General features: G+C 72.6%; 26 protein-coding genes and 2 pseudogenes. 16 read left to right on the forward strand and 12 right to left on the reverse strand.

Annotation, left to right across the window (positions count from 1 at the left end; genetic code table 11):
• Window positions 1-180: 180 nt before the first annotated feature.
• From AB0412_RS04745 to AB0412_RS04765, 5 genes and pseudogenes are all read right to left on the reverse strand, one after another.
• Window positions 181-282, reverse strand: a pseudogene (locus AB0412_RS04745) (hydrolase); the annotation flags it as partial.
• Window positions 282-407: pseudogene (locus tag AB0412_RS04750) on the reverse strand (hydrolase); the annotation flags it as partial. The pseudogenes AB0412_RS04750 and AB0412_RS04745, both read right to left, overlap by 1 nt.
• 20 nt (window positions 408-427) lie before the next feature.
• Entirely contained in the window at window positions 428-1,102 is a 675-nt protein-coding gene (locus AB0412_RS04755) for a phosphatase PAP2 family protein (RefSeq protein WP_366401025.1), read from the reverse strand.
• 64 nt (window positions 1,103-1,166) lie between these two features.
• Window positions 1,167-2,102 carry a M56 family metallopeptidase gene (locus tag AB0412_RS04760; RefSeq protein ID WP_366401026.1) on the reverse strand — a complete coding sequence of 312 codons (936 nt, stop codon included), beginning with the start codon at window positions 2,100-2,102 and terminating at the stop codon, window positions 1,167-1,169.
• A 102-nt stretch (window positions 2,103-2,204) separates the two neighbouring features.
• Window positions 2,205-2,759: a DUF5134 domain-containing protein gene (locus tag AB0412_RS04765; RefSeq protein ID WP_366401027.1), complete on the reverse strand. Its 555-nt coding sequence runs from the start codon at window positions 2,757-2,759 to the stop codon at window positions 2,205-2,207.
• A 165-nt stretch (window positions 2,760-2,924) separates the two neighbouring features.
• Here AB0412_RS04765 and AB0412_RS04770 point away from each other — a divergent pair, with 165 nt between their 5' ends.
• Together AB0412_RS04770 and AB0412_RS04775 are read left to right on the forward strand one after the other, a co-directional pair.
• The gene (locus AB0412_RS04770) at window positions 2,925-4,766 is read left to right on the forward strand and encodes an FUSC family protein (RefSeq protein ID WP_366401028.1); all 1,842 of its coding nucleotides are present in this window, start codon (window positions 2,925-2,927) and stop codon (window positions 4,764-4,766) included.
• Complete coding sequence (locus AB0412_RS04775; RefSeq protein WP_366401029.1) at window positions 4,763-5,374, forward strand: MarR family transcriptional regulator; 612 nt, start codon at window positions 4,763-4,765, stop codon at window positions 5,372-5,374. Before AB0412_RS04770 ends, AB0412_RS04775 begins: the two co-directional genes overlap by 4 nt.
• A 102-nt stretch (window positions 5,375-5,476) precedes the next feature.
• Here the strand turns inward: AB0412_RS04775 and AB0412_RS04780 are convergent, their stop codons facing one another.
• On the reverse strand, window positions 5,477-6,241 hold the full coding sequence (locus AB0412_RS04780) for a VOC family protein (protein WP_366401030.1): 765 nt from the start codon (window positions 6,239-6,241) through the stop codon (window positions 5,477-5,479).
• A gap of 179 nt (window positions 6,242-6,420) precedes the next feature.
• On the opposite strand from AB0412_RS04780, the gene AB0412_RS04785 reads away from it, so the two are divergent.
• On the forward strand, window positions 6,421-7,335 hold the full coding sequence (locus AB0412_RS04785) for an N-acetyltransferase (RefSeq protein WP_366401031.1): 915 nt from the start codon (window positions 6,421-6,423) through the stop codon (window positions 7,333-7,335).
• Between the two features lie 10 nt (window positions 7,336-7,345).
• On the opposite strand, the gene AB0412_RS04790 is transcribed toward AB0412_RS04785, so the two are convergent.
• A complete protein-coding gene (locus tag AB0412_RS04790) occupies window positions 7,346-7,738 on the reverse strand; it encodes a VOC family protein (protein WP_366401032.1) in 393 nt (130 codons plus the stop codon).
• 70 nt (window positions 7,739-7,808) lie between these two features.
• On the opposite strand from AB0412_RS04790, the gene AB0412_RS04795 reads away from it, so the two are divergent.
• A complete protein-coding gene (locus AB0412_RS04795) occupies window positions 7,809-8,369 on the forward strand; it encodes a GNAT family N-acetyltransferase (protein WP_366401033.1) in 561 nt (186 codons plus the stop codon).
• A gap of 33 nt (window positions 8,370-8,402) precedes the next feature.
• On the opposite strand, the gene AB0412_RS04800 is transcribed toward AB0412_RS04795, so the two are convergent.
• Window positions 8,403-9,086: a glycerophosphodiester phosphodiesterase family protein gene (locus tag AB0412_RS04800; protein ID WP_366401034.1), complete on the reverse strand. Its 684-nt coding sequence runs from the start codon at window positions 9,084-9,086 to the stop codon at window positions 8,403-8,405.
• Window positions 9,087-9,339: 253 nt separating this feature from the next.
• Here AB0412_RS04800 and AB0412_RS04805 point away from each other — a divergent pair, with 253 nt between their 5' ends.
• The 4 genes from AB0412_RS04805 to AB0412_RS04820 all read left to right on the forward strand — a co-directional run bounded on the left by AB0412_RS04805 (window position 9,340) and on the right by AB0412_RS04820 (window position 13,255).
• Window positions 9,340-10,737, forward strand: coding sequence for a DUF6421 family protein (locus AB0412_RS04805; protein WP_366401035.1), 1,398 nt, complete (start codon window positions 9,340-9,342; stop codon window positions 10,735-10,737).
• Between the two features lie 38 nt (window positions 10,738-10,775).
• Window positions 10,776-11,522, forward strand: a complete 747-nt coding sequence (locus AB0412_RS04810; protein ID WP_366401036.1) for an SDR family oxidoreductase — start codon at window positions 10,776-10,778, stop codon at window positions 11,520-11,522.
• Window positions 11,519-12,589 (forward strand): low specificity L-threonine aldolase, encoded by a 1,071-nt coding sequence (locus AB0412_RS04815; protein WP_366401488.1) that lies wholly within the window; start codon window positions 11,519-11,521, stop codon window positions 12,587-12,589. The genes AB0412_RS04810 and AB0412_RS04815 overlap by 4 nt, the downstream gene beginning before the upstream one ends.
• 75 nt (window positions 12,590-12,664) lie before the next feature.
• Window positions 12,665-13,255: a transglutaminase domain-containing protein gene (locus tag AB0412_RS04820; protein WP_366401037.1), complete on the forward strand. Its 591-nt coding sequence runs from the start codon at window positions 12,665-12,667 to the stop codon at window positions 13,253-13,255.
• 1 nt (window position 13,256) lies between these two features.
• On the opposite strand, the gene AB0412_RS04825 is transcribed toward AB0412_RS04820, so the two are convergent.
• Together AB0412_RS04825 and AB0412_RS04830 are read right to left on the reverse strand one after the other, a co-directional pair.
• On the reverse strand, window positions 13,257-13,985 hold the full coding sequence (locus AB0412_RS04825; RefSeq protein WP_366401038.1) for a lysophospholipid acyltransferase family protein: 729 nt from the start codon (window positions 13,983-13,985) through the stop codon (window positions 13,257-13,259).
• 187 nt (window positions 13,986-14,172) lie between these two features.
• Window positions 14,173-14,589, reverse strand: coding sequence for a DUF4395 domain-containing protein (locus AB0412_RS04830; protein ID WP_366401039.1), 417 nt, complete (start codon window positions 14,587-14,589; stop codon window positions 14,173-14,175).
• A gap of 75 nt (window positions 14,590-14,664) precedes the next feature.
• On the opposite strand from AB0412_RS04830, the gene AB0412_RS04835 reads away from it, so the two are divergent.
• The 4 genes from AB0412_RS04835 to AB0412_RS04850 all read left to right on the forward strand — a co-directional run bounded on the left by AB0412_RS04835 (window position 14,665) and on the right by AB0412_RS04850 (window position 17,787).
• Window positions 14,665-15,078: a thioredoxin family protein gene (locus tag AB0412_RS04835; protein ID WP_366401489.1), complete on the forward strand. Its 414-nt coding sequence runs from the start codon at window positions 14,665-14,667 to the stop codon at window positions 15,076-15,078.
• Between the two features lie 155 nt (window positions 15,079-15,233).
• Window positions 15,234-15,743, forward strand: a complete 510-nt coding sequence (locus AB0412_RS04840; protein WP_366401040.1) for a flavin reductase family protein — start codon at window positions 15,234-15,236, stop codon at window positions 15,741-15,743.
• A gap of 241 nt (window positions 15,744-15,984) precedes the next feature.
• Window positions 15,985-16,773, forward strand: a complete 789-nt coding sequence (locus AB0412_RS04845) for an electron transfer flavoprotein subunit beta/FixA family protein (protein WP_366401041.1) — start codon at window positions 15,985-15,987, stop codon at window positions 16,771-16,773.
• A 51-nt stretch (window positions 16,774-16,824) separates the two neighbouring features.
• Complete coding sequence (locus AB0412_RS04850) at window positions 16,825-17,787, forward strand: electron transfer flavoprotein subunit alpha/FixB family protein (RefSeq protein ID WP_366401042.1); 963 nt, start codon at window positions 16,825-16,827, stop codon at window positions 17,785-17,787.
• A gap of 54 nt (window positions 17,788-17,841) precedes the next feature.
• On the opposite strand, the gene AB0412_RS04855 is transcribed toward AB0412_RS04850, so the two are convergent.
• A complete protein-coding gene (locus AB0412_RS04855) occupies window positions 17,842-18,747 on the reverse strand; it encodes an endonuclease/exonuclease/phosphatase family protein (protein ID WP_366401043.1) in 906 nt (301 codons plus the stop codon).
• Window positions 18,748-18,938: 191 nt separating this feature from the next.
• Between AB0412_RS04855 and AB0412_RS04860 the strand changes: the two genes are divergently transcribed.
• The 4 genes from AB0412_RS04860 (at window position 18,939) to AB0412_RS04875 (ending at window position 23,256) form a co-directional block, all read left to right on the forward strand.
• Window positions 18,939-20,243 carry an aldolase/citrate lyase family protein gene (locus tag AB0412_RS04860; protein WP_366401044.1) on the forward strand — a complete coding sequence of 435 codons (1,305 nt, stop codon included), beginning with the start codon at window positions 18,939-18,941 and terminating at the stop codon, window positions 20,241-20,243.
• Between the two features lie 64 nt (window positions 20,244-20,307).
• Entirely contained in the window at window positions 20,308-20,805 is a 498-nt protein-coding gene (locus tag AB0412_RS04865; protein ID WP_366401045.1) for a DUF2975 domain-containing protein, read from the forward strand.
• Window positions 20,805-21,068 carry a helix-turn-helix transcriptional regulator gene (locus AB0412_RS04870; RefSeq protein WP_366401046.1) on the forward strand — a complete coding sequence of 88 codons (264 nt, stop codon included), beginning with the start codon at window positions 20,805-20,807 and terminating at the stop codon, window positions 21,066-21,068. The genes AB0412_RS04865 and AB0412_RS04870 overlap by 1 nt, the downstream gene beginning before the upstream one ends.
• Before the next feature lie 181 nt (window positions 21,069-21,249).
• Complete coding sequence (locus AB0412_RS04875; protein ID WP_366401047.1) at window positions 21,250-23,256, forward strand: serine/threonine-protein kinase; 2,007 nt, start codon at window positions 21,250-21,252, stop codon at window positions 23,254-23,256.
• Here AB0412_RS04875 and AB0412_RS04880 read toward each other — a convergent pair.
• The gene (locus AB0412_RS04880; protein ID WP_366401490.1) at window positions 23,202-23,996 is read right to left on the reverse strand and encodes a hypothetical protein; all 795 of its coding nucleotides are present in this window, start codon (window positions 23,994-23,996) and stop codon (window positions 23,202-23,204) included. The two genes, AB0412_RS04875 and AB0412_RS04880, sit on opposite strands and share 55 nt — an antisense overlap.
• Between the last annotated feature and the right edge of the window lie 5 nt (window positions 23,997-24,001).

Below are 24,001 nucleotides of genomic sequence, written 5' to 3' on the forward strand. Positions count from 1 at the left end.
CGTTGACTGGCTGCCAGCCAACTATACTCAACGCGTCCGGCCAGGCCCCTCATGGGCCTGTCCCGGGCTGCCGTCCGTCTCGGGCGACGCGGGGGATCGTCCGAGACGGCGGCGGGCCCATTCAGTAGCCTCGGGCTACTTCCCAGGGCTCCGCTGCGGTGGACAGGGGAGCGCAGCGGTTCAGCCGACTAGGTCGGGTACCCCACGCAGCCCGTCCGGCCGCTCGGCAGCCGGCAGATGGTCGACGAGGTGCACCGCACACCCGAGGGCTGCCGCGCCCCCGCCGTCGCGAGCAGCTCGGCCTCGTCGAGTCGCAGGCCGGCCGATGCGAGCACCGCCCCCAGCCAGCACTCGGTGGACTCGATGCGGAACGGGGTTCCGGAGAAGTCGAAGAGAACCGCCGCCATCATGGGCGGATCCGACGGGGTCACGGATGGTGCCGGCGGTGGAGCCAGATCGACACTGTCACCACCAGGGCGCCGATGAGCCAGCCGCCCAGGACGTCGGTGGGCCAGTGCACGCCGAGCCAGACGCGGGTCAGGCCCACGCCGGTCACCGAGACGACCGCGAGCACCAGCGCCGTACGCCACAGGGCCCGACTCGCGCCGTAGTGGTGGACGAGCCAGAGGAGGAGGCCGCAGACGACCGTGGCGGTCATGGCGTGGCCCGAAGGGAACGCCGCGTAGTGGGCGGAGTCGACCGGGTCGGGCCAGACCGGGCGGGCGCGGTCCACCGCGGCCTTCAGGCCCTGTTGCAGCGCCGTTCCGGCGGCGACGGTCACGACGAGCCACAGCGCCGTCCAGCGGGCCGCGAACCGCCACGCCAGCAGGGCAGCCGTCACCGCGCACAGCAGGCGCATCGTCCACGGGTCCCAGACCCAGTCCGTCAGGATCCGGGACGTCTGCGTCAGCCCGGGCTCCTCGACCGCCCACCGGTGAGTGGTACGGGAGATGTCGCCGTCCAGCCCGGTCAACGGCCGCCACTCGACGGCGACCAGCACCAGCAGCAGCGCGGAACACATGCCCAGCACACCGGCCGACACGGCGGCGGGACGGTGGCGAGCGGACGGGCGGGGCGGGGACTCGACGTGGGGGGTGTGCATGCAGAGATCCTTGCCGAACGGGCCGGGCCGGGGCCAATCGCTCCGCGAGCCTCCGGCCCCTCGTCTACCCCAGTGCCCGCAATCCCGGTGCGAACGCCACCAGGACCGGGACCACCGGGACCAGGGACGCCGCCGCCGTCAGGCGCAGGCGGCGGGCCGTCGTGAGCCGGTCCGGCGGGGTCAGCAGACGGTGCACGCGGGCCGGGACCTGGGCGTGCGTGGTCGGGCAGGGTCCGAACACGCCCCGGTGCTCGTTGAGTTCGACCAGGGCCAGCGCGGTGGTCAGCCGGCCGAAGCGGCGGGAGGCCACGTCGTCGGCGGCGAGTTCGACCAGCCGGTGCATCTCGTCGCGGAACGCGGCGAACACCCGCACCTGCGGGAACCCGTCGGCCAGCGCGGAGGAGCAGTGCAGCAGCCAGTCGTGGCGGGCCTGCGCATGCCCGCGCTCGTGCGCGAGGACCGCGTCCAGCTGCCGCCCCTTGAGGCGGCGCAACGCGGCCGTGGTGACGACCAGTCGGGGCGGAGTGCCGGGCAGCCACCACGCCTCGGGCCGCTCACCCTCCAGCACCACCAGACGGTCCGGCCCGGGTTCCTCGCCCGGCAGCAGCGGTACCCGCAACCGCAGTTCGGCGCGGCGCGCCCGCCTCCTGGCACGGGCCCGTCCGACCTCCCTGACCAGCATCGCCGCGGTCCACAGGGCCCCGCAGGCGAGCGCGACGGCGGTGGTCGCCGCCCAGGGCCCGGCCGTTCCGAGGGCGTACGCCTCCACGACCGCCCGCGGCGCCGTCGCGAACACGTGCCCGCCGACCGCATGCCAGGCCGCCGCCGCGCTGAACGTCATCGACAGCGCACAGCACAGCAGCACCGCCGCGATGACGCACTGCCACACCCACAGCGCCACCACCGGTTCCCGGTCCGGCCAGTCGGCCCGGGCGAGCAGCCGGGGACCGGCGACGGCGGTCAGGACACCGAGCAGCAACAGGACCGCGGGGAGGATCATGTGTGCAGCCTATGAGCGCGGCACCCTTCACGGGTACGGCCCACGGGGGCAAAGTGACGCAGTCAACGGCCGCGTTCGGGCGCCCGCCCGGCTGCGCCCGGCTCACATCGACAGCAGCATGGCCACCATCGCGATCCCCATCGACAGCCGGCACGCCCGTGCCAGCTCCGGCCGGTCTCCCCAGCCCACGGCCGCAGCGCCCGCGCCTCCCGCCACCGTGGCCACCGGCACCAGCCGGGCGCCCGCCACCAGCACGTAGCCCGCGAAGTACAGCAGCAGGATCCCGGTCAGCAGCGGTGTGCCCGAGCCGCCGTGCCCGTGCCCGTGTCCCGGTGAGGCGGCCATGGTCAGCGCCATGTGGACCATGGCCCCGGCTCCCACCAGATGATGCAGATGGTGCGCGCCCGCCCGGGCCGCCCACAGCGCGTGCAGTCCCGCCGCGCCGAACACCGCCGCACAGGCGGACCACGCCCAGGACGGCGGGGTGAACACCGCCGCCGGAACGGCCATCGCGGCCATCCCGAACCCCATGAGCGCCTCACCGCCCGCCGCGCGGCGCTGTTCCTCGACGCCGCTGCGCATCCGCAGCAGACAGTAGGCGCCGGTGGCCGCGCAGAGCGCGACCAGCAGCCAGCCGGACGACGCCGGTCCGTGCACCCGAACCTCCCCCTGCCGCCCCGTGGACCCTCGACGGTCGGTCAAGGAATGCCCCCATCGGGCGGTGTGCACGCGAGCGCAAGGGTGTACGAGGGGAGCGTTCAGGGGAGCGCAGCAGATCAGCGCGGTAATTTACATGTAAAACACTTGCTAACATTGCTCTCCATGAGCAGTGCGACCCCCACGACCACCCTCGCCCGGCGCATCCCCGTCGCGGCCGCGCTGCGACTCGGGCGGCCCTCCGACATCTGGTTCAAGCCCGCGCTCAGCGTGGTCGCGGCCGTCGCCCCGCCCAGCCTGCTGCTGGTGGCGCTCGACCGGCTCGACCTGGCGATGTACACCATGGCCGGATCCCTGTGCGCGCTCTACGCCCACCACCGCCCCTACGCCGCCCGCGCGAAGGTCCTGGCGGGGGTGGTGCTCGGCATGCTCGGCGGTCTCGCCGCGGCCCTGGTCGCCGCCTCGCTCACCGCGAACGCGGTCGTCCTGGTCGCCGTCGGCGCCGCGCTGGCCGCCGTGCAGAAGGTGCTGTGCGACGCCACCCGCCTCGGCCCGCCCGGCAACGTGGTCCTCACCTTCGTCAGCTCCGCCTCGCTGTTCGTGCCCCAGACCCTCGGCCAGGTCCCCGGCCACCTCGCGCTCGCCGCCGCGGCCGGTGCCTGGGCCTGGCTGATCGGCATGGCCCCGGCGCTCGTCCGGCCACACGGACCGGAACGCCGCGCGACCGCCCAGGCCCTAGACGCCACCGCCGCCTACGTCGCGCTCGCCGCCGCGGCTGGTCACGACGCCGACGCGGGCTGTCACAGCACCGAAGTGGGCCGTGGGGCCACCGAAGCGGCCTGTCGCACCACCGACGCGGGCTGTCACAGCACCGACGCGGGCTGTCGCACCACCGACGCGGGCTGTCACAGCACCGAAGCCGGCCATCACAGCAGCGGCGCGCGCCGACGCAGCGCCGCCCGTGCCGCCGCCTACGCGGCCGTGCAGGCCGCCTGGCAGACCCTGCTCGCCACCGGCCGCCGCGCCCCCGCCACCCGCCGGGCCCTGGAGCGGCTCGTCGTCCGTGCCGAGGTAGCCCTCGCCGCGCCCGCCGACGCCGATCCCGAACGGCTGCGCACCTGGTCCCGCGCCCTGCGCGGCACGGGTCCGGTGCCGGGCGGCGCCGACGCGCTCGCCGACGCCGACGAGCTGCTCGGCGTCGCCGTCGAGCGGGCCACCCCGCCGAGCCCGCTGCGGACCAGGCTCGGGCCGCTCACCCCGATCGCGCTGCGCACCGCCCTCGGCTGCGCGCTCGCCGGGTACGCCTCCCTCGCCCTCGGCATCGGCCGCCCCTACTGGGCGCTGGTCACCGCGGCCTCGCTCTACCAGGCCAACGTCACCCTCACCGGGAGCCGGGCCGTGCAGCGCGTCGTCGGCAACCTCGCCGGTGTGCTGCTGTTCGCCGCCGTGGCCCCGGTCGCCCACCTCGGTCCGCTCGCCCTCGTGCTGTGCTGCCTCGTCCTCAACTTCGGCGCCGAGGCGCTCATCGGCCGCAACTACTGGCTCGGGAGCGTCTGCGTCACCCCGATGGCGCTCCTCGTCACCGAGTTCGCCGGGTACCAACGGCCCGCCGAGCTGATCACCGAGCGCGTGGTGGACACCCTCGTCGGCGCCCTGGTCGGCTTCGCCGCCGCGGTGGCCGTCACCAACCGGCGCGCGGGCCGCCGCGTCGAGCGGGCGCTCGCCGCAGCCGAGCGCGCACGCGAACGCGCCGCGCGCCTCCTGGCAGAGCCGCACGCCGCCCCCGCCGCGCTGGAGACCGCCCGCCGGGAGCTCGCCGCGGCCCTGGTGGAGCTGCGGGCCACCGCCGACGCCGCCGCGGGCGAATGGTGGCAGCGTGCGCTGCCCCAGGAGCGGGTCGTGCGGGCCGAGCAGTCCGGACACCGTACGCTCGCGGCGACGGTACGACGCCAGGGACTGCTCCCGGACCCCGGCACGGACACGCACACGGAGGACGTACGGCCATGACGGCGACCGAAGGACCCTCGGCCACCGGCGACCCCTCGGCGGCCGGGGGACGGTCGGCCACCCCGTCCGACCCCTCGACGGCCGGCGCCCCGCCCGGTGCCGGCCGCGGTGACACCGTCGCCGCGGTCGTGCGGCAGTGGCGGGCCGTCCATCCCGACCTCGACACCGGGCCCATGGAGGTCATCGGCCGCATCAACCGCTGCGCCGCCCTGCTCCAGCAGGCCGAGGACGCCCCGCTGCGCCGGGCCGGACTGACCCGCCCCGAGTTCGACCTGCTCGGCGCGCTGCGGCGCACCGGGCACGAGCTCACCCCGAGCGAACTCGCACGGGAGACCTTCTCCTCGGGCGCCGCCGTGACCAAGCGCCTCAAGCAGCTCACGGAACGCGGCCTGGTGGAGCGGCGCGGCGACTCCCGGGACCGCCGCGTCGCCCACGTCCGACTCACCGACGCCGGACGCGAGCTCGTCGACGGCATCCTGCCCGCGCAGCTCGCCTACGAGAACGCCGTCCTGTCCGGCCTGGACGGCCCGGAGCTGGGCGAGCTCGCCGCGCTGCTCGGCGCGCTCCTCGGCCAGCTGGAGGGACGCCTCGGCGCCCTTCGGGCCTGACCGGGCGTCCGCGCCGCGCCGCACCGCCCCGGCGCCCTCGCGTCCCGTTCCGCCCCCGCCGCCCCCGCCCCAGCTCCCTCGCCTCCCGCTCCGCCCGCGTCCTCAGCGTTCGTAAGCCGCCGCGTACACCCCGAACATCGCCCCCTGCGGATCCCGCAGCACCGCGATGCGCGGGCCGTCGGGGATCGACGTGGGCTCCATCAGCACCGTGCCCCGTGCCTGCGTGGCCGTCGCCGCGGTGGCGTCCACGTCCTCGGCGGCGAAGTAGGGCAGCCAGTGCGACGGCACCTCGTGCGGGAACTTCTCGTCCATGGTCGTCATCCCGCCGAAGTCCGCTCCCTCGATGCCCCACTGCGGATAGCGCTGCGCGGGATCGACGCTCCAGCCGAACACGGTGGTGTAGAAGGCCACCGCCTGCTCCGGCGCGCGGGTGAGCAGCTCCACCCAGCCCAGCGACCCGGGCGCGTTGAACACCCCGGCGCCCGGGAACGTCCCCGGCTCCCACATCTGGAAGACCGCGCCGCCCGGGTCGGCCGCCACGGCGAAACGGCCCAGGTCGAAGACCTCCATCGGACCGAGGAGCACCGTCCCGCCCGCATGCCGCACCGCCCGCACGGAGGCGTCGGCGTCGGTCACCGCGAACGACACGTTCCAGGCGACCGGCTGCGAGGGCTGGAACAGCGGGGTCAGCGCGGCGACCGGCGCGTCCCCGAGCCGCGCGACCGTGTAGCCGCCCGCCTGCTCACGCATGTCGGTCTCGGGGATCCAGCCGAACAGGCGGGTGTAGAACCGCTTGGCCCCGTCCAGATCGCTGGTCCCCAGCTCGGCCCAGCAGGGCCCGCCGGTCACCGGCTCGGTCAGCTTCATGGCGCTCCTTCCGCGGAACCCCTCCCGGTGCGACCCCCTCGAGCACGCTAAGCCCGCCCTCCCCGCACGGCCATCCGGGCAGAAAACCACTGGTGCGCGGGCCCGCCCGGTCCGTACCCTCCTGCCGTACCGCATCGCGTGGCGGCCACCGGTTCCCGCACCCTGCCCGGAGGCAACCCGTGCCCGCCCTGCAAGTGCGTCCCTTCCGCCGCGCCGATCGCGACCAGCTCACCGACCTGGTCAACGCCCATGTGGCGGCCGTCGTCCCCGGCGTGTCCGTCTCCGTCAACACCGTCCTCAGCGACCTGGAGCGGCAGCCCGGGGAGTCCATCACCGACCCCTGGGTCGCCGAGCGGGCCACGCTCGTCGCCGAACAGCGCGGGAGCGTCGTGGCCGGCGCGCATCTGCTGCGCTACCGGTCCGACGCCGAGGTCGGCGCCCACTACCGGAACGCCGGTGAGGTCGACTGGTTCGTCTGTCACCCGCCCGCCTCCTTCCGGCCGGACGCGCGGGAGGCCGCCGATCTGCTGATGCGGGCCTGCCTGGCCGTGCTCGCCCGCTGGGACGTCCGCGTCGCCTACGCCGACGGCGCCCTGCCCGCCCCCGTCGTCTACGGCCTGCCCCGCAACTGGCCGCACGTCCGCGCCGTGTACGAGGCCGCGGGTTTCCGGCACGTCGGCGACACGGAGGTGATCCTGCTCGCGCGCGTGGCGGACCTGCCGCGCACCGAGCCGGCGCCGGGCGTGACCTTCGAGCGCACGGTGGGGGAGTGCGGCACCCGTTTCACGGCGTACGCCGAAGGGCGTGCCCTCGGTTTCCTCGAGGTCGACACGACCCTGGCCCGCCCGGAACGCCACACACGCGCCGAGGGTCTCGCGGACATCGGCAACCTGCACATCGACCCCGCCGCCCACGACACCGGCCTGGAGCACCTACTGCTGGCCCACGCGGCGCGGTGGCTGCGCCTGTGCGGCGTCGACCGCCTCGCCGCGTACCTGTGGGAGAGCGAGACCGCGATGCTCGACCACCTGACGGCGGCCGGCTTCCACGAGCTGACTCGCACCGACCGCCGCTGGGAACTCCGCCCGAGCTGACCGGACCGGCTCAGATCCCCGGCCGGTACCGCAGCGGATGGTCGGCCGGGGTCTCCACCAGGACGATCGGAGTGCCGTCCGGGTCCGCGATCCACATCTCGATCAGGCCCCACGGCTCCCGCACCGGCGGCCGGCTGATCTCGACGCCCTTGGCCAGCAGCTCCTCGTGGGCCGCCGCGACGTCCTCGACCTGGAGCCACAGGCGCAGTCCCGGCTCCGGAGCGGTGTCCGAGCGGCCCGAGAGCTCCAGGAAACCGCCACCGAGGAAGTACACGGTGCCGCGCTCCGGCCCCGTCCCGAACTCGCGGTAGACGGCGAGCCCCAGCTGTCCGCCGTAGAAGGTCCGCGAACGCTCCGGATCGGTGGGCCGGATCAGGACGCGGCTGCCGAGTACGTGCACCATGCGGCCGAGCCTAGTTGCCGGGTTAGTCTCGTCCTGGCCGACGCAGCACAGGAACCGGAGAAGGCGACCCATGGATTCCGTCACCGACACCGCACCGACCCCCGACGCCGCCCTGACCTTCCGCGACGCCACCGACGCCGATGTGGACGAGCTGGTGGCGCTCATCGAGTCGGCCTATCGGGGCGATGCCAGCCGGGCCGGGTGGACCACCGAGGCGGACATCCTCGAGGGACAGCGCACCGACCCTCAGGGCGTGCGGGAGGTCGTCAAGTCGCCGGACAGCCGACTGCTGACGGTGGAGCGCGGGGGCCGGATCGTCGCCTGCTGCCAGCTCGAACACCGCGGTGCGTACGCCTACTTCGGCATGTTCGCGGTCAGCCCCGCCCTCCAGGGCGCCGGGCTCGGCAAGAAGATCATCGCGGAGGCCGAACGGCAGGCCCGCGAGATGTGGGGCGTGCGCGAGATGCACATGACGGTGATCTCGGTGCGCGAGGACCTCATCGCCTGGTACGAGCGGCGCGGCTACCGCCGTACGGGCAAGACGACCCCCTTCCCGTACGGCGACGAGCGCTTCGGCATACCGCAGCGCGACGACCTGGAGTTCGAGCTGCTGGTCAAGGAACTCCCCTGACCAGCAGCCCGCCGGGCCTCGCGCCGTCGTCCCTCACGCGGTGAAGCGGCCGGTGCGTTTGATCTCCGGGTAGTCGGTGGTGGCGCCGTCCAGACCCAGGGCCCGGACCAGTCTGAGGTGGTCCTGGGTGTTCACCACCCAGCCGATGATCCGCAGCTCCGACTTGCGCGCGTGCTCCACGATCTCCAGGGTGAGCCGGCGGATGTTCAGGCACACCGTCGAGGCGCCCGCCTCCACCGCCCGGTCCACCACGTCGGTGCCGTAGCGGCTGGCGACCAGTGCGGTGCGCACCCCCGGTACCAGCCGGGCGATCTCGGCGATCGCCTCGTCGTGGAACGAGGACACCTCGACCCGGTCGGCGAGGCCGCGTGCGTTCATCACGTCGGCCAGCGCCCTGGCCGCCTGCACATCCTTGATCTCGGCCTGCAGGGGTGCCCGGACGGCGTCGAGCACCTCCTCGAACAGGGGGATCCGTTCGCCGCGCCCGGCGTCCAGGGCGCGCAGCTCGGCGAGGGTCTTGTCGGCGATCGGGCCCGCGCCGTCCGTCGTGCGGTCCACGTCCGTGTCGTGCATGACGACGAGGGCGCCGTCCTTGCTCAGATGCAGATCGAGTTCGATGACGTCGAGACCGGCCTCCTGGGCGGCGACGAAGGACCGGAGGGTGTTCTCTGGTTCGACACCCATCACTCCGCGGTGACCGATGGTGAGGAAGTTCAAGATTCGACTCGCTTCCGTCGACGGCGGCGGGGGGCCGCGTCCCTACGGCCCTCCTGGACCGTATCGCCTGTGCCCGCCCCGTCCAGAGCCTGAACCCTGTTCGCGTGCAGCATCGCCCGCACGCGTGAGCCACAGGAAAAAATGCGGTGGGCGCGGGGGTGGGGCAGGATAATTTCCCGAGGTCCCCCTTGCTGGGAGAAACCTCGTATGTATACGGTCTCCTTACGCGAGGTTCTCCCGTGGAGGATGGGACATGACGGAAATTCTTGTGCAGTCGGGTTCGGAGGGAAAGGTTCCTTCGGTGGGCAGGGTGATCGAGCACCCGGCATGGCCCGTGCTCAAGGATGCCGTGGAGCGGATCCGCCCCTGGCAGGCCAAGGACGGGTCGATCGACTTCGACGCCGAGGGCGCCCCCGGCCGGGCCGAGGCCGAGCGTGCCGTGGCTGAGATCGTGGACGCCGTCGACCAGCTCTCCCCGCTGGTCCCGCACGACCACGCCTACCACGAGGCCCTGGTCAAGGACCTGCGCCGCTGGGCCGAGGGCGGCTTCGAGGTGCCCGACTTCCTGGACTCGCTGCTCGCCTTCCAGCCGGCCCAGGGCCGCGAGGACGGCCTGCAGCACCTGGTCGTCTTCCCGATGTACACGCAGAACGGCAACCCGGACCGCAACCTCGAGGCGGTCGTGCTGCGCATGGTCTGGCCGGACTGGCTGGCCGAACTGGAGCGCACCCGCTACGACAACCCGCTGTTCTGCGGCATCAAGTTCGAGGACTTCACCTCCGGTTACGACACCAACTCCGCGGTCCTCTTCCCGGAGACCATCGCCGTGCGCGAGGCCCCCGAGCGGTTCACCTGGGGCGGCATCTTCTGCGACCGCGAGGCGGCCCGCTTCCGCCGGGTGACCTCGGCGGCCGTCGACATCCTGGGCCTGGAACTGCCCGAGGACGTCGCCGTGATGGTCCACGACCAGAAGCGCTGCGAAGAGGCGTTCGTGCTGTGGGACATGATCCACGACCGCACCCACAGCCACGGCGACCTGCCCTTCGACCCGTTCATGATCAAGCAGCGCCAGCCGTTCTGGATGTACGGCCTGGAGGAGCTGCGCTGCGACCTCACCGCCTTCAAGGAGGCCGTGAAGCTGGCCGGCGAGGGCGTCCCGCAGGCCCGTGACGTGCAGGTCGCGGTGCTGTTCGACCGCATGTTCCGCTTCCCGGTCACCGGCGAGCGGGTCCGCAACTACGACGGTCTCGGCGGCCAGTTGCTCTTCGCCTACCTGCACAAGCACGACGTGGTGCGCTGGACCGACAACAAGCTGTCCATCGACTGGGAGCGCGCGCCGCAGATCACCAACCAGCTGTGCGCCGAGATCGAGAAGCTGTACCGCGACGGCATCGACCGCCCCAAGCTGGTCCACTGGTTCGCCGGCTACGAGCTGGTCTCCACGTACCTCTCCCCGCACCCCGGTTCCAAGTGGTCCAAGGGTCCCGACGCCCTGGACCTGACGCAGCCGCCGCGGAAACTCGTCGATGACGTGCTTCCGGACGAGTTTCCGCTGAGCATGTTCTATGAGGCACTGTCCAAGAAGCTGAAGAACGTGATCGCCTCCACCAAGGGCATCACGGCGGACAGCGCCGAGCGGGTCGCCGCGTGAGCGATCGCGTTCACACAACTGCTCAGGAGGCGAGACACATGGGGAACGGGGCGCTCGACGGTGCGGTGATCGCGGTGGCCGGCGCGGGGGGACCCGCGGGGCGCGCGGCGCTGCTGAGGCTGGCCGAGGCGGGGGCGACCGTCGTCGGCTCCGACAACGACCCGGAGCGGCTGGCGGAAGCCGTCGACGCGGCGCGCTACGCGCACGGCGGCGCCACCGTCACCGGGGACACGGTCGATCTGCTGGACCTGGACTCCACCCGCGAGTGGGCCGCCCGTACCGAGAAGGAGTTCGGCCGGGTCGACGGCCTGGTCCATCTCGTCGGCGGCTGGCGCGGCAGCGAGACCTTCACCAAGACCAACCTGGACGACTGGGACCTGCTGGAGCTGCTGCTGGTGAAGACCGTGCAGCACACCTCCTTGGCGTTCCACGAGGCGCTGCAGCGCAGCGAGCGCGGACGGTACGTCCTGATCAGTGCCTCGGGTGCGACCAGGCCCACCGCGGGCAACGCCTCCTACGCCGCCGCCAAGGCCGCCGCCGAGGCCTGGACGCTGGCCCTCGCCGACTACTTCCGCAAGGCAGGGGGTGAGCAGGGGCCCACGTCCGCGGCTGTCATCCTGGTGGTGAAGGCGCTGGTGCACGACGCGATGCGCGCCGACCGCCCCAACGCGAAGTTCGCGGGCTTCACGGACGTCAAGGACCTGGCCGAGGCCATCGCCGAAGTCTGGGACAAGCCCGCCGCGGAAGTGAACGGAAACCGTCTGTGGCTGACCGAGAAGCCGTGAACCCGCCGAGGACCGACGCGCGTCGTCATCACGACCCGGACGTCCGCGGTTTCGCCAGTGACAACTACGCCGGGGCCCACCCGGAGGTGCTCGCCGCGCTGGCCCTGGCCAACGGCGGGCACCAGGTGGCGTACGGCGAGGACGCGTACACCGAGAACCTCCAGCAGGTGATCCGCAGCCACTTCGGCCCGACGGCCGAGGCCTTCCCCGTCTTCAACGGCACGGGCGCCAACGTCGTCGCGCTCCAGGCGGTCACCGACCGCTGGGGTGCGGTGATCTGCGCGGAGAGCGCCCACATCAACGTCGACGAGGGCGGGGCGCCCGAGCGGGTCGCCGGGATCAAGCTCCTCACCGTGCCCACCCCGGACGGCAAGCTCACCCCCGAGCTCATCGACCGGCAGGCGTACGGCTGGGAGGACGAGCACCGGGCGATGCCTCAGGTGGTGTCCATAGCCCAGGCCACCGAGCTGGGCACGGTCTACACCCCGGACGAGATCCGGGCCATCTGCGAGCACGCCCACGCCCGCGGCATGAAGGTGCACGTCGACGGCTCGCGGCTGGCCAACGCCGCCGCCACGCTGAACGTGCCGATGCGCACCTTCACCAACGCGGCCGGCGTCGACATCCTCTCCCTGGGCGGCACCAAGAACGGCGCCCTGTTCGGCGAGGCCGTCGTCGTGCTGAACCCGGACGGCATCCGGCACATGAAGCACCTGCGCAAGCTGTCCATGCAGCTCGCCTCCAAGATGCGCTTCGTGTCGGTGCAGTTGGAGGCCCTGCTGGCCAGGGACCTGTGGCTGCGCAACGCCCGGCACGCCAACGAGATGGCCCAGCGCCTCGCCGAGGGCGTCCGCGCCGTGCACGGCGTGGAGATCCTCTACCCGGTCCAGGCCAACGCCGTCTTCGCGCGCCTGCCGCACGACGTGAGCGAGCGTCTGCAGAAGAAGTTCCGCTTCTACTTCTGGGACGAGGCCGCGGGCGACGTCCGCTGGATGTGCGCCTTCGACACGACCGAGGACGACGTGGACACGTTCGTGGCGGCGCTCAAGGAGGAGATGGCCCGCTAGCTCGGTATGCATAGGTATGCGCTCGATCGAAAATACATTGACCCTCGATCGGGCGCATACCTATGCTCCGGTGGCATGCAGCTGATCCAGGAAAGCCCCGACCTCTCCGCGTACTTGGCCACGGACGAGGTGATCGACCACGAGCACGCCGTGGTCAGGAGGACGGCGGCGCGGCTCGCGGCCGGCGCCACCGACTCGTATGACTATGCGCGGGCGGCCTACGAGTTCGTCCGCGACACCGTCCCGCACTCCCAGGACTCCGGCGACCTGAGGGTCACCTGGCGCGCCTCCGACGTCCTGGAACAGCGCACCGGCATCTGCCACGCCAAGGCCCACGCGCTGGCCGCCCTGCTCAGGGCCGAGGACATCCCGACCGCGCTGTGCTACCAGAACCTGGGCGTCGTCCACGGCCTCGTCGCCGTGCGCCTCGACGGCGCCTGGCACCGGCAGGACCCCCGCGGCAACAAGCCGGGCGTCGACGCGCGGTTCTCACTGGACGGCGAGCGCCTGGCCTTCACACCCGACCCGGTGGCCGGCGAGCGGGACCACCCGCTGCTGTACGCCGCACCGCATCCGGCCGTGCTGCGGGCCCTGAGGTCCGCGCGGGACCGGCGCCACCTGTGGCGCACGCTTCCCACCGCGCTGGACGGTCAGGGCCGTTCGTGACTCAGCGGGCCTCGGCCGCGCGGACCTCCTCCGGCGTCGGCGCCGTACCGCCGAGGTGCGCCGGCATCCACCAGGTGTCCTCCGGGCCCTTGGGGCGCACCGGATAGGCTCGCTGGGCGGCCTCCAGCAGCTCCTGGACCCGCTCGCGCAGCTGCCGGGTGATCGCGCCCGCGTACTTGTCCTTCGACGCCTCCACCGCCTCGCCGACACGGATGGTGATGGGCGTGTGGCTGCGCTTGAAGTTGCGCGGGTGGCCCTTGGTCCACAGCCGCTGGGTGCCCCACACCGCCATCGGGATCAGCGGCACGCCGGCCTCCTGCGCCAGGCGCGCCGCGCCCGACTTGAAGCTCTTCAGCGTGAACGACTGCGAGATCGTCGCCTCGGGGAAGACCCCGACGATCTCGCCCGACCGCAGTGACCGCAGCGCGTGCTCGTACGCCGCCTCGCCCTGCTCGCGGTCCACGGGGATGTGCTTCATCCCGCGCATCAGCGGACCGGAGACCTTGTGCCGGAAGACGGACTCCTTCGCCATGAAGCGCACCAGCCGCTTCTGCGGGAGCGCAGCGAGGCCGTTGAAGACGAAGTCCAGGTAGCTGATGTGATTGCTCACCAGCACGGCGCCGCCCGTGCGCGGGATGTTCTCCGAACCCCTGCAGTCGATCTTGAGGTCCCACACCTTGAACAGCGTGCGGGCGAAACCGATCACGGGACGGTAGACGAGTTCTGCCATGGGCGGGATGGAACCCTTCCTTCTCTGCTGGGAAGGAGGCACTCCCAGTCGAAGTTACGCAGCCGTAGGTTTACGGCTTGTCGCTGATGGTGCCCGAAGAACGCCCCGTGAACCAGCCCCAGTGCCCGTCCGCGGCGAGATTCTCGTCACTTCCTCCCCCTGCCCACCTCGGTGTTTTGCGTGGCCGTTACCCCGCGCGGACCGTCAACCTCCGCACCAGCAAGTACATCTCGCAGCCCAGGCAGTAGCCGAACACCGCGTTCAGGAAGGCCGCGGCGAGCGCCGCCCCGGTCGCGGCGAGGCCCAGCCAGCCCGGCCCGGCGGCGAAGCCGATCAGTCCGAGCACCGCGAAGACCAGCCCCACGGCCTGCGCGAACCGCGGCGGCTCGGGCGCCTCGAACTCCGTCGGCGGCCCGAGCCGCGGCCGTACCGCCTTCCGGAACAGCCAGCCGTACGGCGACCGGCCCACTCCGCCCGCCGCGCCGCAGGCGAACGCCAGCGTCTGCCAGGCGAGCAGCCACACGTTGCCGGTGACCAGTACGACTGCCAGAACCAGGGCCGTCACCGCCGCGCCGAAGCGCGGCCCCCTCACATCGATGTCCATGAAGCAAGCATTCCGCAGCCGGGCCCGTGCGCGAAGCCGGGAATCTTTGCGGTTCCGTGAATGCTGCATGCTGTGATGACCGGACTGATGGTGTGTGTGCTGGTGCTCGCGGCGGCGAGCGTCTACGGAGTGCTGCAACGGCGGCGGAGCGGGAGAGTACGGGTGCGCGGGCGGGACGAGGGCAAGCGGCTCGCCGCGGCGGAGCTGGGCACGGAACTCGGCCGGCGCGCCACACTCGTGCAGTTCTCCAGCGCCTTCTGCGCGCCCTGCCGGGCCACCCGGCGGGTGCTCGCGGACGTGGCCGGACTGGTCCCCGGCGTCACCCACGTGGAGATCGACGCCGAGGCCCACCTGGACCTCGTACGCCGGCTGGACATCCTCAAGACCCCCACCGTGCTGGTGCTCGACGCCGACGGCCGCGTGGTGCGGCGCGCCACGGGACAGCCCCGCAAGGCCGATGTGATCGCCGCCCTCGGGGAGGCCGTGTGACGGCCGGCCCGCCCGCCGTGAGTCATCTCCCACCCGACGGGACCGACTTGACGGCGCCTTACGCCCGTCGTCAGCCTGACGGCATGTCCTCGGAACTCCTTCGCCCCTCGCGGGTACCCGGCCCCCCACGTCGTCTCCCGCAGAAGGACAGTTCCATGACGGCCCCGTCCGGCCTCGGCACCGCCCGGCCCGCCTCGCCCGATCTGCTGCGCTCGGTGTTCCGCAGGCACGCGGCGGGTGTGGCCGTGATCACGGCGCGCGGTGCCTCCGGCCCGGTCGGCTTCACCGCCACCTCCCTCGCCTCCGTCTCCGCCGACCCCCCGATGCTGTCCTTCGCCGTCGGCACCGCGAGCTCCACCTGGCCCGCGATAGCCACCGGCGATCACGTCGGCGTCCATGTCCTGGCGGAGGACCAGCAGGACCTGGCGGCCACCTTCGCCCGCAGCGGCGCCGACCGCTTCGGTCCGGGCACCGACTGGTGGGACGGTCCCGAGGGGGTTCCGGTGCTCGACGGGGTGCTGGCGTGGATGGTGTGCAAGGTGGTGGCGCGGGTGCCGGCGGGGGATCACCGGATCGTGCTCGCCGAGGTCCTCCTCGGGGACCCCACCGGTCACGGCAGCCCCCTGCTGTACCACCAGGGGCGTTTCAACGGCCTGCGCGACTGAGCGCGGCCCTCTCCTGCTGCGTGCGCGTCCAGTTCCGGTTACGCTGCGTTGCAAAGGTCACAGTTCAAAGCGCTTGCTTAGCGGGAACGGACTGGGTGTACTGGCGCGTAACGAACTGGGTGTACTGGCGAGTAACCTTATGTGCGGAGCGCGGGTCGCCCCGACCGGGATCACCCCCTTCAGGTGCCTATGCTGCCTGCAGGCAGGCAGCCAGAAATGACGATGCAGTAGGAGAGCCGGCGTGAGCTTGAGGATCGTTGTCACTGTGAAGTACGTGCCCGACGCCACTGGCGACCGGCACTTCGCCGATGACCTGACCGTCGACCGTGACGACGTGGACGGTCTGCTCTCCGAACTGGACGAGTACGCGGTCGAGCAGGCGCTGCAGATCTCGGAGAACTCCGACGACGACGTGGAGGTCACCGTCCTGACGGTGGGTCCCGAGGACGCCAAGGACGCGCTGCGCAAGGCGCTGTCCATGGGCGCCGACAAGGCGATCCACGTGGAGGACGACGACCTGCACGGTACGGACGCCATCGGCACCTCGCTGGTGCTGGCCAAGGCCATCGAGAAGGCCGGCTACGACCTGGTGATCTCCGGTATGGCCTCCACCGACGGCACCATGGGTGTCGTCCCGGCGCTGCTCGCGGAGCGCCTGGGCGTGCCGCAGGTGACGCTGCTGTCCGAGGTGTCGGTCGAGGACGGCACGGTCAAGGGCCGCCGCGACGGCGACGCCGCCTCCGAGCAGCTCGAGGCCTCCCTGCCGGCGGTCGTGTCGGTCACCGACCAGTCGGGCGAGGCCCGCTACCCGTCCTTCAAGGGCATCATGGCGGCCAAGAAGAAGCCGGTGCAGTCCTGGGACCTGTCCGACCTGGACATCGACGAGGACGAGGTCGGCCTGGAGAACGCGTACACCACGGTCGAGTCGGCCGCGGAGCGTCCGGCCCGCACCGCGGGCACGATCGTCAAGGACGAGGGCGAGGGCGGCAAGCAGCTCGCCGAGTTCCTCGCGGGCCAGAAGTTCATCTGAGCCCCACTTCGCTGACCCTCCCTCATCTTCGCTACGCAGGAGTGCAATCCCATGGCTGAAGTTCTCGTCTACGTCGACCACGTGGACGGTGCCGTCCGCAAGCCCACGCTGGAGCTGCTGACCCTCGCCCGCCGCATCGGCGAGCCGGTCGCCGTCGCCCTGGGCAACGGCGCCGCCGACACCGCCGCCACGCTCGCCGAGCACGGCGCGGTCAAGGTCCTCACCCACGAGGCCTCCGAGTACGCCGACTACCTGGTCGTGCCGAAGGTCGACGCGCTGCAGGCCGCCGTCGAGGCCGTCTCCCCGGCCGCGGTGCTGGTCCCGTCCTCCGCCGAGGGCAAGGAGATCGCCGCCCGCCTGGCGCTGCGCATCGGCTCCGGCATCATCACCGACGCCGTCGACCTGGAGGCCGGCGACGAGGGCCCGGTGGCCACCCAGTCGGTGTTCGCCGCGTCCTACACCACCAAGTCCCGTGTCTCCAAGGGCACGCCGGTCATCACGGTCAAGCCCAACAGCGCGGCCGTGGAGGCGGCCCCGGCCGCCGGTGCGGTCGAGGCCCTGAGCGTGTCCTTCTCCGACAAGGCGACCGGCACGAAGGTCACCGGCCGCACGCCGCGTGAGTCGACCGGGCGTCCGGAGCTGACCGAGGCCGCGATCGTGGTCTCCGGCGGCCGTGGCGTCAACGGCGCGGAGAACTTCGCGATCATCGAGGGTCTCGCCGACTCGCTCGGCGCGGCCGTCGGTGCCTCGCGTGCCGCCGTCGACGCCGGCTGGTACCCGCACACCAACCAGGTCGGCCAGACCGGCAAGAGCGTGTCGCCGCAGCTGTACATCGCCGCCGGCATCTCGGGCGCGATCCAGCACCGCGCCGGCATGCAGACCTCGAAGACCATCGTGGCCATCAACAAGGACCCCGAGGCCCCGATCTTCGACCTGGTCGACTACGGCGTCGTCGGCGACCTGTTCGACGTCGTCCCGCAGCTCACCGAGGAAGTCAAGACCCGCAAGGGCTGATCGCCGCGCTGCCCCGGCAGGCCCCCGCGACCGCACCGGTCGCGGGGGCCTCGCTCATCCCAGGGTCAGGGTGGCCTGCACCGGCAGATGATCGCTGGGGTACTGGCCGCCCGACGTGAAGGTGTTGATCGCCGCCCGGTGCACGGTGACACCGGGGGAGGCCAGGATCCAGTCGATACGGTCACCGCCCGGCACCAGCGGCTTGTAGCCGTGGAACGTCCCGTACGGCTCACCGCGTTCGGCCGCCGCGTCCCAGGTGTCGACGAGGCCGGCGGACAGCATCGTGTCGTACACCGGGTTCTCGTGGGCGGGCACGTTGAAGTCACCCGTCACCAGCACGGGCAGCGCGCGGTCCAGTCCCGCGATGCGCTCGGCGGTGAGGGCGGCGGCACGCGCGCGTGCGTACTGGCTCGCGTTGTCCAGATGCGTGTCGAGGAGATAGAACTCCCGGCCACCGGAGCCGAGATCGCGGAAACGGGCCCAGGTGACCATGCGGATGGAGGCGTTGCCCCAGGTGTTCGAGGCGATCACGTCCGGGGTGTCGGAGAGCCAGAAGTGGTCGTACTCCAGCGGCACGAGCCGGCGGGTGTCGTAGAGGATCGCCATGAACTCGTCCCGGCTGCCGCCCGCCCGTCCGGTGCCGATCCAGTCGTAGGCCGGGCCCAGATCCGCCTCGATGTCCCGCAGCTGCTGGTACAGGCCCTCCTGGGTGCCGATGACGTGCGGGCGCTCCCGGCGCAGCAGCTGCCGCATCACGGGTCTGCGGGCGGCCCAGCTGTTCGGCTCCGCCGCACTGGCGAAGCGCAGGTTGAACGACATCACCTCCAGGGGGCGGCCCAGGCGCTCCTCGGCCGAGGCGGGCGCGGGCGACAGTGCTGTACTGGAGAGCGGAAGGGCGACGGAGGCGGCCAGTGCGGTCTTCAGTCCCAGGCGGCGCGTGACTCGGCGGTGGTGTGGCACGAAGGCCCTGCCTTTCTGCTCGCGTCGGTTGTGGTCGTTCGCTTCCGGACAGACGGTGCCAGATGGACGTGAACATGCCGAGATGGCGGAGTGGATCGAGGGGCAAGACGGTGTTGACCGGGGGCAAGGCGAGGGATAACTTCGTTCTACGGATTGTTGATTCCGTATAGCGGAAATCAGGAGGGTGTGGAATGGGCCAGGGTCAGCAGGAGCGCGTGTCGACGAGCCTCGCGGGTGCCGTCAGCGAGGAGATCAGCGCCTCCCTCGCGCCGGTCGACGCCGAGTTGGAGCGCCGCTACCCCGGGGACCCAGGTACCCGTCAGCCCGTCCACACCGTGTACGTCCCCGGCGACGCCTTCGCCGCCGACACCCTTCGCTCCTGGGGCGACCAGGCGCTCGCGGCGCTCGACGAACACGCCCCCGACCCGGCCGCGTTCGCCTCTGCCCTCGGACTCGACGAGGCGCTGGCCGAGGACGTCCACGGCCGGGTCCGCGCCAAGCTCGAACGCGAGCCCGTCGAGGACCTGCGCGTCGACTTCGAGGACGGCTACGGCAACCGCCCCGACGCCGAGGAGGACGCGGCCGCCGCCCGCGCGGCACGGCTGATCTCCGAGGCCTACGCCGACGGCACCGCGGCCCCGTACATGGGCATCCGGATGAAGTGCATGGAGGCCGCCGTGCGCGACCGGGGCATCCGCACCCTCGACATCTTCCTCACCGGCCTGATCGAGGCGGGCGGACTGCCCGGCGGACTGGTCCTGACCCTGCCCAAGGTCACCTATCCCGAGCAGGTCACGGCCATGGCCCGGCTCCTCGACGCCTTCGAGAAGGCGCACGGACTGGAGCCCGGCCGGATCGGCTTCGAGATCCAGATCGAGACCAGCCAGTCCATCCTCGCCGCCGACGGCACCGCCGCCGTCGCCCGGATGATCCAGGCCGCCGAGGGCCGCGCCACCGGCCTGCACTACGGCACCTTCGACTACAGCGCCTGCCTCGGCGTCTCCGCCGCCCACCAGGCCAGCGACCACCCCGCCGCCGACCATGCCAAGGCCGTCATGCAGGTGGCGGCGGCCGGCACGGGCGTCCGCGTGTCGGACGGCTCCACCAACGTCCTCCCCGTCGGCCCGACCGAGAAGGTCCACGCCGCCTGGCGGCTGCACTACGGCCTCACCCGCCGGGCCCTCGCCCGCGCCTACTACCAGGGCTGGGACATGCACCCCGGTCACCTCCCCACCCGGTACGCGGCCGTCTTCGCCTTCTACCGGGAGGGCTTCGAGCAGGCCGCCGGCCGCCTCGCCCGCTACGCCAGCCGGACCGGCGGCGACGTCATGGACGAGCCCGCCACCGCCAAGGCCCTCAGCAGCTATCTGCTGCGCGGGCTCGACTGCGGCGCCCTGGACATCGCCGAGGTCGCCCGGCTGTCCGGCCTGACCCGCGCCGACCTCGAGGGCTTCGCGGCGCCCCGGCGCGGTGACCTGACGGCTTCCGCACAGTAGCCACGCTTGCCTCGCCTATCGAATCTCGATAGATTCCCATCGTGGTTCGATGGGAGGAACGGCGATGGGGAAACTGACGGTGCTCGCGCTGCGCGCCGTGATCGTGGCGCTGCTGGCCGGCTCGGTGTTCGTCCAGGCGGTGATGGTGCCGCTGCTGGCCAGTGACCTGGAGGGCCTGGACGCGGATGTGGCGCACCTGGCCGCCCCCGTCCTGGTGATCGTGGTCCTGGGCGTGCTGACGGCTCAGACCGTCCTCGTCTGCGTCTGGCGGCTGGTCACCATGGTGCGCCGCGGGACCGTGTTCTCCCACGCGGCCTTCCGCTACGTGCACATCGTGATCGGCGCCTTCGTGGCCGCCGCCCTGCTGGTGTTCGCGCTCGGAGTGGTCCTGGCGCCGGGCGAGGCGGTGGCTCCGGGCGTCGTCCTGCTCGTGGGCGGTGTCGGGCTCGCGGTCCTCGGGATCGCCCTCGTCGTGCTCGTCCTGCGCATGCTGCTCGCCCAGGCCGTCGCCCGCGAGGCCGAGGCGACACGGATGCAGGCCGAACTGGCCGAGGTGATCTGATGCCGATCGCCGTCGACATCGACGTGATGCTCGCCAAACGGAAGATGTCCGTGGGCGAACTCGCCGAGCGCGTCGGGATCACCCCCGCCAACCTGGCGGTGCTGAAGAACGGCCGCGCCAAGGCCGTCCGCTTCACGACCCTCGCCGCGCTGTGCGAGGTGCTCGACTGCCAGCCGGGAGACCTGCTGCGCTTCGAGCCCGAGGCCGGCCCGGAGAGCGGGAGCGGACCCCGGCCGCGGGCGGCGCTGGAGGGGGCCGGGTAGCGGCTGTGTCACAGCCGGCACCGGCGAACTCCCGGTCACCCGGGCCCCTAGGGGTGTCCGCGAAGTCCCGCCTGCCCCGCGACGCCAGGGCCGCCCTTCGGGCGGACGACGCGACTTTGCGGACACCCCCTAGGCTGTACGGCACGCACGGACAGCGGTGTCACAGGAACGGGGCGAAGCGGTGTCATCGGGGGAGCACGGACGAGCGGACGGGACCGGGCGGCTGCTGGCCGGCCGCTACCGGATCACGCAGCAACTCGGACGCGGCGGCATGGGGGTCGTCTGGAAGGCGGTCGACGAGGTCCTCGGCCGTGAGGTGGCGCTCAAGGAACTGCGCACGTACACCGACGCCGCCGGGTCCGAACTGGCCGACCTCAGACTGCGGATGCAGCGCGAGGCCCGCGCGGCGGCCCGGGTGCGCCACCCCGGGGTCATCGCCGTGCACGACATCGCCGACGTGGACGGCCGCCCGCTGATCGTCATGGAACTGGTCGACGGACCGTCCCTGGACGACGTGCTCCGCGAGCGCGGCACCCTCGAACCCCGCGAGGCGGCCGGGATCGGCGCCAAGGTGATGGACGCGCTCGCCGCCGCCCACCGCGCCGGTGTGCTGCACCGCGACGTGAAGCCCGGCAACATCCTGCTCGACCGCTCGGGCCGGGTGGTGCTCACCGACTTCGGCATCGCCGCCATGGACGACCCCGGCGACGGCTCGGCCACCCACCTCACCCGCAGCGGCGAGATCGTCGGCTCCCTCGACTACCTGGCGCCCGAGCGGGCCCAGGGCGCCGACCCGGGCCCCGCCTCCGACGTCTGGGCCCTCGGCGCCACCCTCTACGCGGCGGTCGAGGGCGCCTCGCCCTTCCGCCGTACGTCGACGTTCTCCACCCTCACCGCGATCGTCACGGAGCCGCTTCCCGAACCGCGCCGCGCCGGTCCTCTCGCGCCCGTCCTGCGGACCCTGATGGACAAGCGGCCCGAGTCCCGGCCGGAGGCCGAGGAGGCGTACGAGCTGCTGGAGGCGGTCGCGCACGGCACGGGCACGGACGACGCGCCGACGACATCTCTGCATGAACCCCGCCCGGCCCCACCGGCCCGCACCGAGACCGAGCGCAGCGTTCCCGCCGTCCCCCCGGGCTTCGGCCCCCCGCAGTCGCCTGCCGGCCCGGCCGCGGGAGCAGCGGGTGCTGCGGCGGCGGGAGCACCCTGGGCGCAGGACCACGGCTTGCCCCGGGGCCAGGGCCAGGGGTACGGCGAGGCATCGGGCCCCGGGCGCGGCCCTGCCCTGAGCCACGCTCAAGGGCCGGGGCCCGGCCCGGCCGGGGACCACGGCTACGGCCCCCCTGGGGGCCACGGGTACGGCCAGCTCGGGGACCAGGGGTACGGCCAGGCTTCCGCCGGCCATGGTCATGCTCAGGAGCCGGGCCATCGCCCGGATCACGGCCAGACCGGCGCCGGGGCGCACCCGGCCGCCGGGGCCGTTTCCGCCTCCACCGGACCCATGGGCACCGGCCCCCGGTCCCGCCGCAAGAGCCGCGCGCTCCTCGCCGCCCTCGCCGTCACCGTCGTGCTCGTCGCCGCCGGGACCACTGTCGCCCTGGTCGACTCGCCGGGCGAGACACGGGCGAGCGAGCGCGCCGAGGACACGCGTCCCGAAGGCCGGTCCTCCACCCCGGTGTCCGTGCGCCCCGACTCCGGCGGCTCCGGGAGCCCGGAGGCGACCCGGCGCGGTGGCGGCAAGAGCGACAGGAACGAGGCACCGCCGGAGACTCCCGACGAGGAGGGGAAGCCCGCCGCCTCACCGACCGGCCGCCCCGCCACCACCGACGAGTCCGCGGAGAAGCCCGGCGGCACATCGGGCGGCGGCACCACCGGAGGTGATGGCGGGGGCGCCACGACCCAGGCCCCCGTCTGCCACTCCATCGGCGGCGGCAGGTACAACTGCCAGGTCTGGCGCACCGCCACGTCCTACACCGCCTCCGGCACCGAGGCCGGCATCCTCAACGCGGGCACCAACTACTTCTACTGCCAGCAGAATCTGGGCCGCCGCGAGACCCACGGCGAGTGGACCAACGTGTGGTGGGCGAAGACGGACGACGACAGCGGGAACACCGACGTCTGGGTCAGCGACGTCTACATCAGGGGCGGCGACAACGACGCACCGGTGCCCGGCCTGCCGGTCTGCTGACCGTCCAGGTACCGCTCCAGCCCCGACGCCGTCACCCGCTTCTCCTCGGCGAACAGCCGCGTGCCCCGCGCACACAGCTCCAGGTCGGAGCGGGCCCGCGCGCAGAACTGCTCGGGCGTCACCCCGAACAGCTCCCGCAACCGCGGTGAGTCCACGAGCAGTTCGGTGAGCAGCGCCCGCTGACCGGGGTGGGTGCGGGGCGCGCCGGTGCCGTCGTGCAGCACGCCGTGGCGGTTGACGTACACGTACGCGCCGGGCAGCGCGGTGCCGTCGGCGACCTCGACGCGCGCATCGGGGAACGGCAGCCAGGCCCGGCGGTAGTTGCCGTGCGGCAGCGGTACGCCCTCGCTCGCGTCGATCACCGCCAGCTGCGCGGGGTCCAGCCACAGCACGAACAGCTCCCGTACGACGCCTGCGGCAGCCACCGGGGACGCCGACACGTACCCCATGCGGCTCACGTGGGCCGAGACACCCACGTCGACGCCCGTCACCCGGGCCCGCACCATGGGGACCGGCGAGGTGATGCCGGACCCGGCCATCTTGTGGCGCAGCTGCCCCGGGCAGGCGTTGGAGCCGATCGCCAGCACCGGCACCCGGTCCTCGTGGACCAGCCGGCGCAGCGGCAGCAGCCGGTCCCCGTCCAGCAGCCCCGAGTCCTCCGGCCACGCGCCCGGGTACAGCAGTGGATGCTCACGCGGTGCCTCGGCCAGCCCCAGCGCCTCCAGCGTGCGGTCCTCCATGGGCA

The organism is Streptomyces sp. NPDC052012 (assembly GCF_040689265.1).
Taxonomy (GTDB): Bacteria; Actinomycetota; Actinomycetes; order Streptomycetales; family Streptomycetaceae; genus Streptomyces.

Bases quoted from the DNA above. Each gene is read 5' to 3' on its own strand.
- AB0412_RS04755 (WP_366401025.1), bottom strand. From the start codon at position 1,102: ATGCACACCCCCCACGTCGAGTCCCCGCCCCGCCCGTCCGCTCGCCAC.
- AB0412_RS04760 (WP_366401026.1), bottom strand. From the start codon at position 2,102: ATGATCCTCCCCGCGGTCCTGTTGCTGCTCGGTGTCCTGACCGCCGTC.
- AB0412_RS04770 (WP_366401028.1), top strand. From the start codon at position 2,925: ATGAGCAGTGCGACCCCCACGACCACCCTCGCCCGGCGCATCCCCGTC.
- AB0412_RS04775 (WP_366401029.1), top strand. From the start codon at position 4,763: ATGACGGCGACCGAAGGACCCTCGGCCACCGGCGACCCCTCGGCGGCC.
- AB0412_RS04780 (WP_366401030.1), bottom strand. From the start codon at position 6,241: ATGAAGCTGACCGAGCCGGTGACCGGCGGGCCCTGCTGGGCCGAGCTG.
- AB0412_RS04790 (WP_366401032.1), bottom strand. From the start codon at position 7,738: ATGGTGCACGTACTCGGCAGCCGCGTCCTGATCCGGCCCACCGATCCG.
- AB0412_RS04795 (WP_366401033.1), top strand. From the start codon at position 7,809: ATGGATTCCGTCACCGACACCGCACCGACCCCCGACGCCGCCCTGACC.
- AB0412_RS04805 (WP_366401035.1), top strand. From the start codon at position 9,340: ATGACGGAAATTCTTGTGCAGTCGGGTTCGGAGGGAAAGGTTCCTTCG.
- AB0412_RS04810 (WP_366401036.1), top strand. From the start codon at position 10,776: ATGGGGAACGGGGCGCTCGACGGTGCGGTGATCGCGGTGGCCGGCGCG.
- AB0412_RS04820 (WP_366401037.1), top strand. From the start codon at position 12,665: ATGCAGCTGATCCAGGAAAGCCCCGACCTCTCCGCGTACTTGGCCACG.
- AB0412_RS04825 (WP_366401038.1), bottom strand. From the start codon at position 13,985: ATGGCAGAACTCGTCTACCGTCCCGTGATCGGTTTCGCCCGCACGCTG.
- AB0412_RS04830 (WP_366401039.1), bottom strand. From the start codon at position 14,589: ATGGACATCGATGTGAGGGGGCCGCGCTTCGGCGCGGCGGTGACGGCC.
- AB0412_RS04835 (WP_366401489.1), top strand. From the start codon at position 14,665: ATGACCGGACTGATGGTGTGTGTGCTGGTGCTCGCGGCGGCGAGCGTC.
- AB0412_RS04840 (WP_366401040.1), top strand. From the start codon at position 15,234: ATGACGGCCCCGTCCGGCCTCGGCACCGCCCGGCCCGCCTCGCCCGAT.
- AB0412_RS04850 (WP_366401042.1), top strand. From the start codon at position 16,825: ATGGCTGAAGTTCTCGTCTACGTCGACCACGTGGACGGTGCCGTCCGC.
- AB0412_RS04860 (WP_366401044.1), top strand. From the start codon at position 18,939: ATGGGCCAGGGTCAGCAGGAGCGCGTGTCGACGAGCCTCGCGGGTGCC.
- AB0412_RS04865 (WP_366401045.1), top strand. From the start codon at position 20,308: ATGGGGAAACTGACGGTGCTCGCGCTGCGCGCCGTGATCGTGGCGCTG.
- AB0412_RS04870 (WP_366401046.1), top strand. From the start codon at position 20,805: ATGCCGATCGCCGTCGACATCGACGTGATGCTCGCCAAACGGAAGATG.
- AB0412_RS04880 (WP_366401490.1), bottom strand. From the start codon at position 23,996: ATGGAGGACCGCACGCTGGAGGCGCTGGGGCTGGCCGAGGCACCGCGT.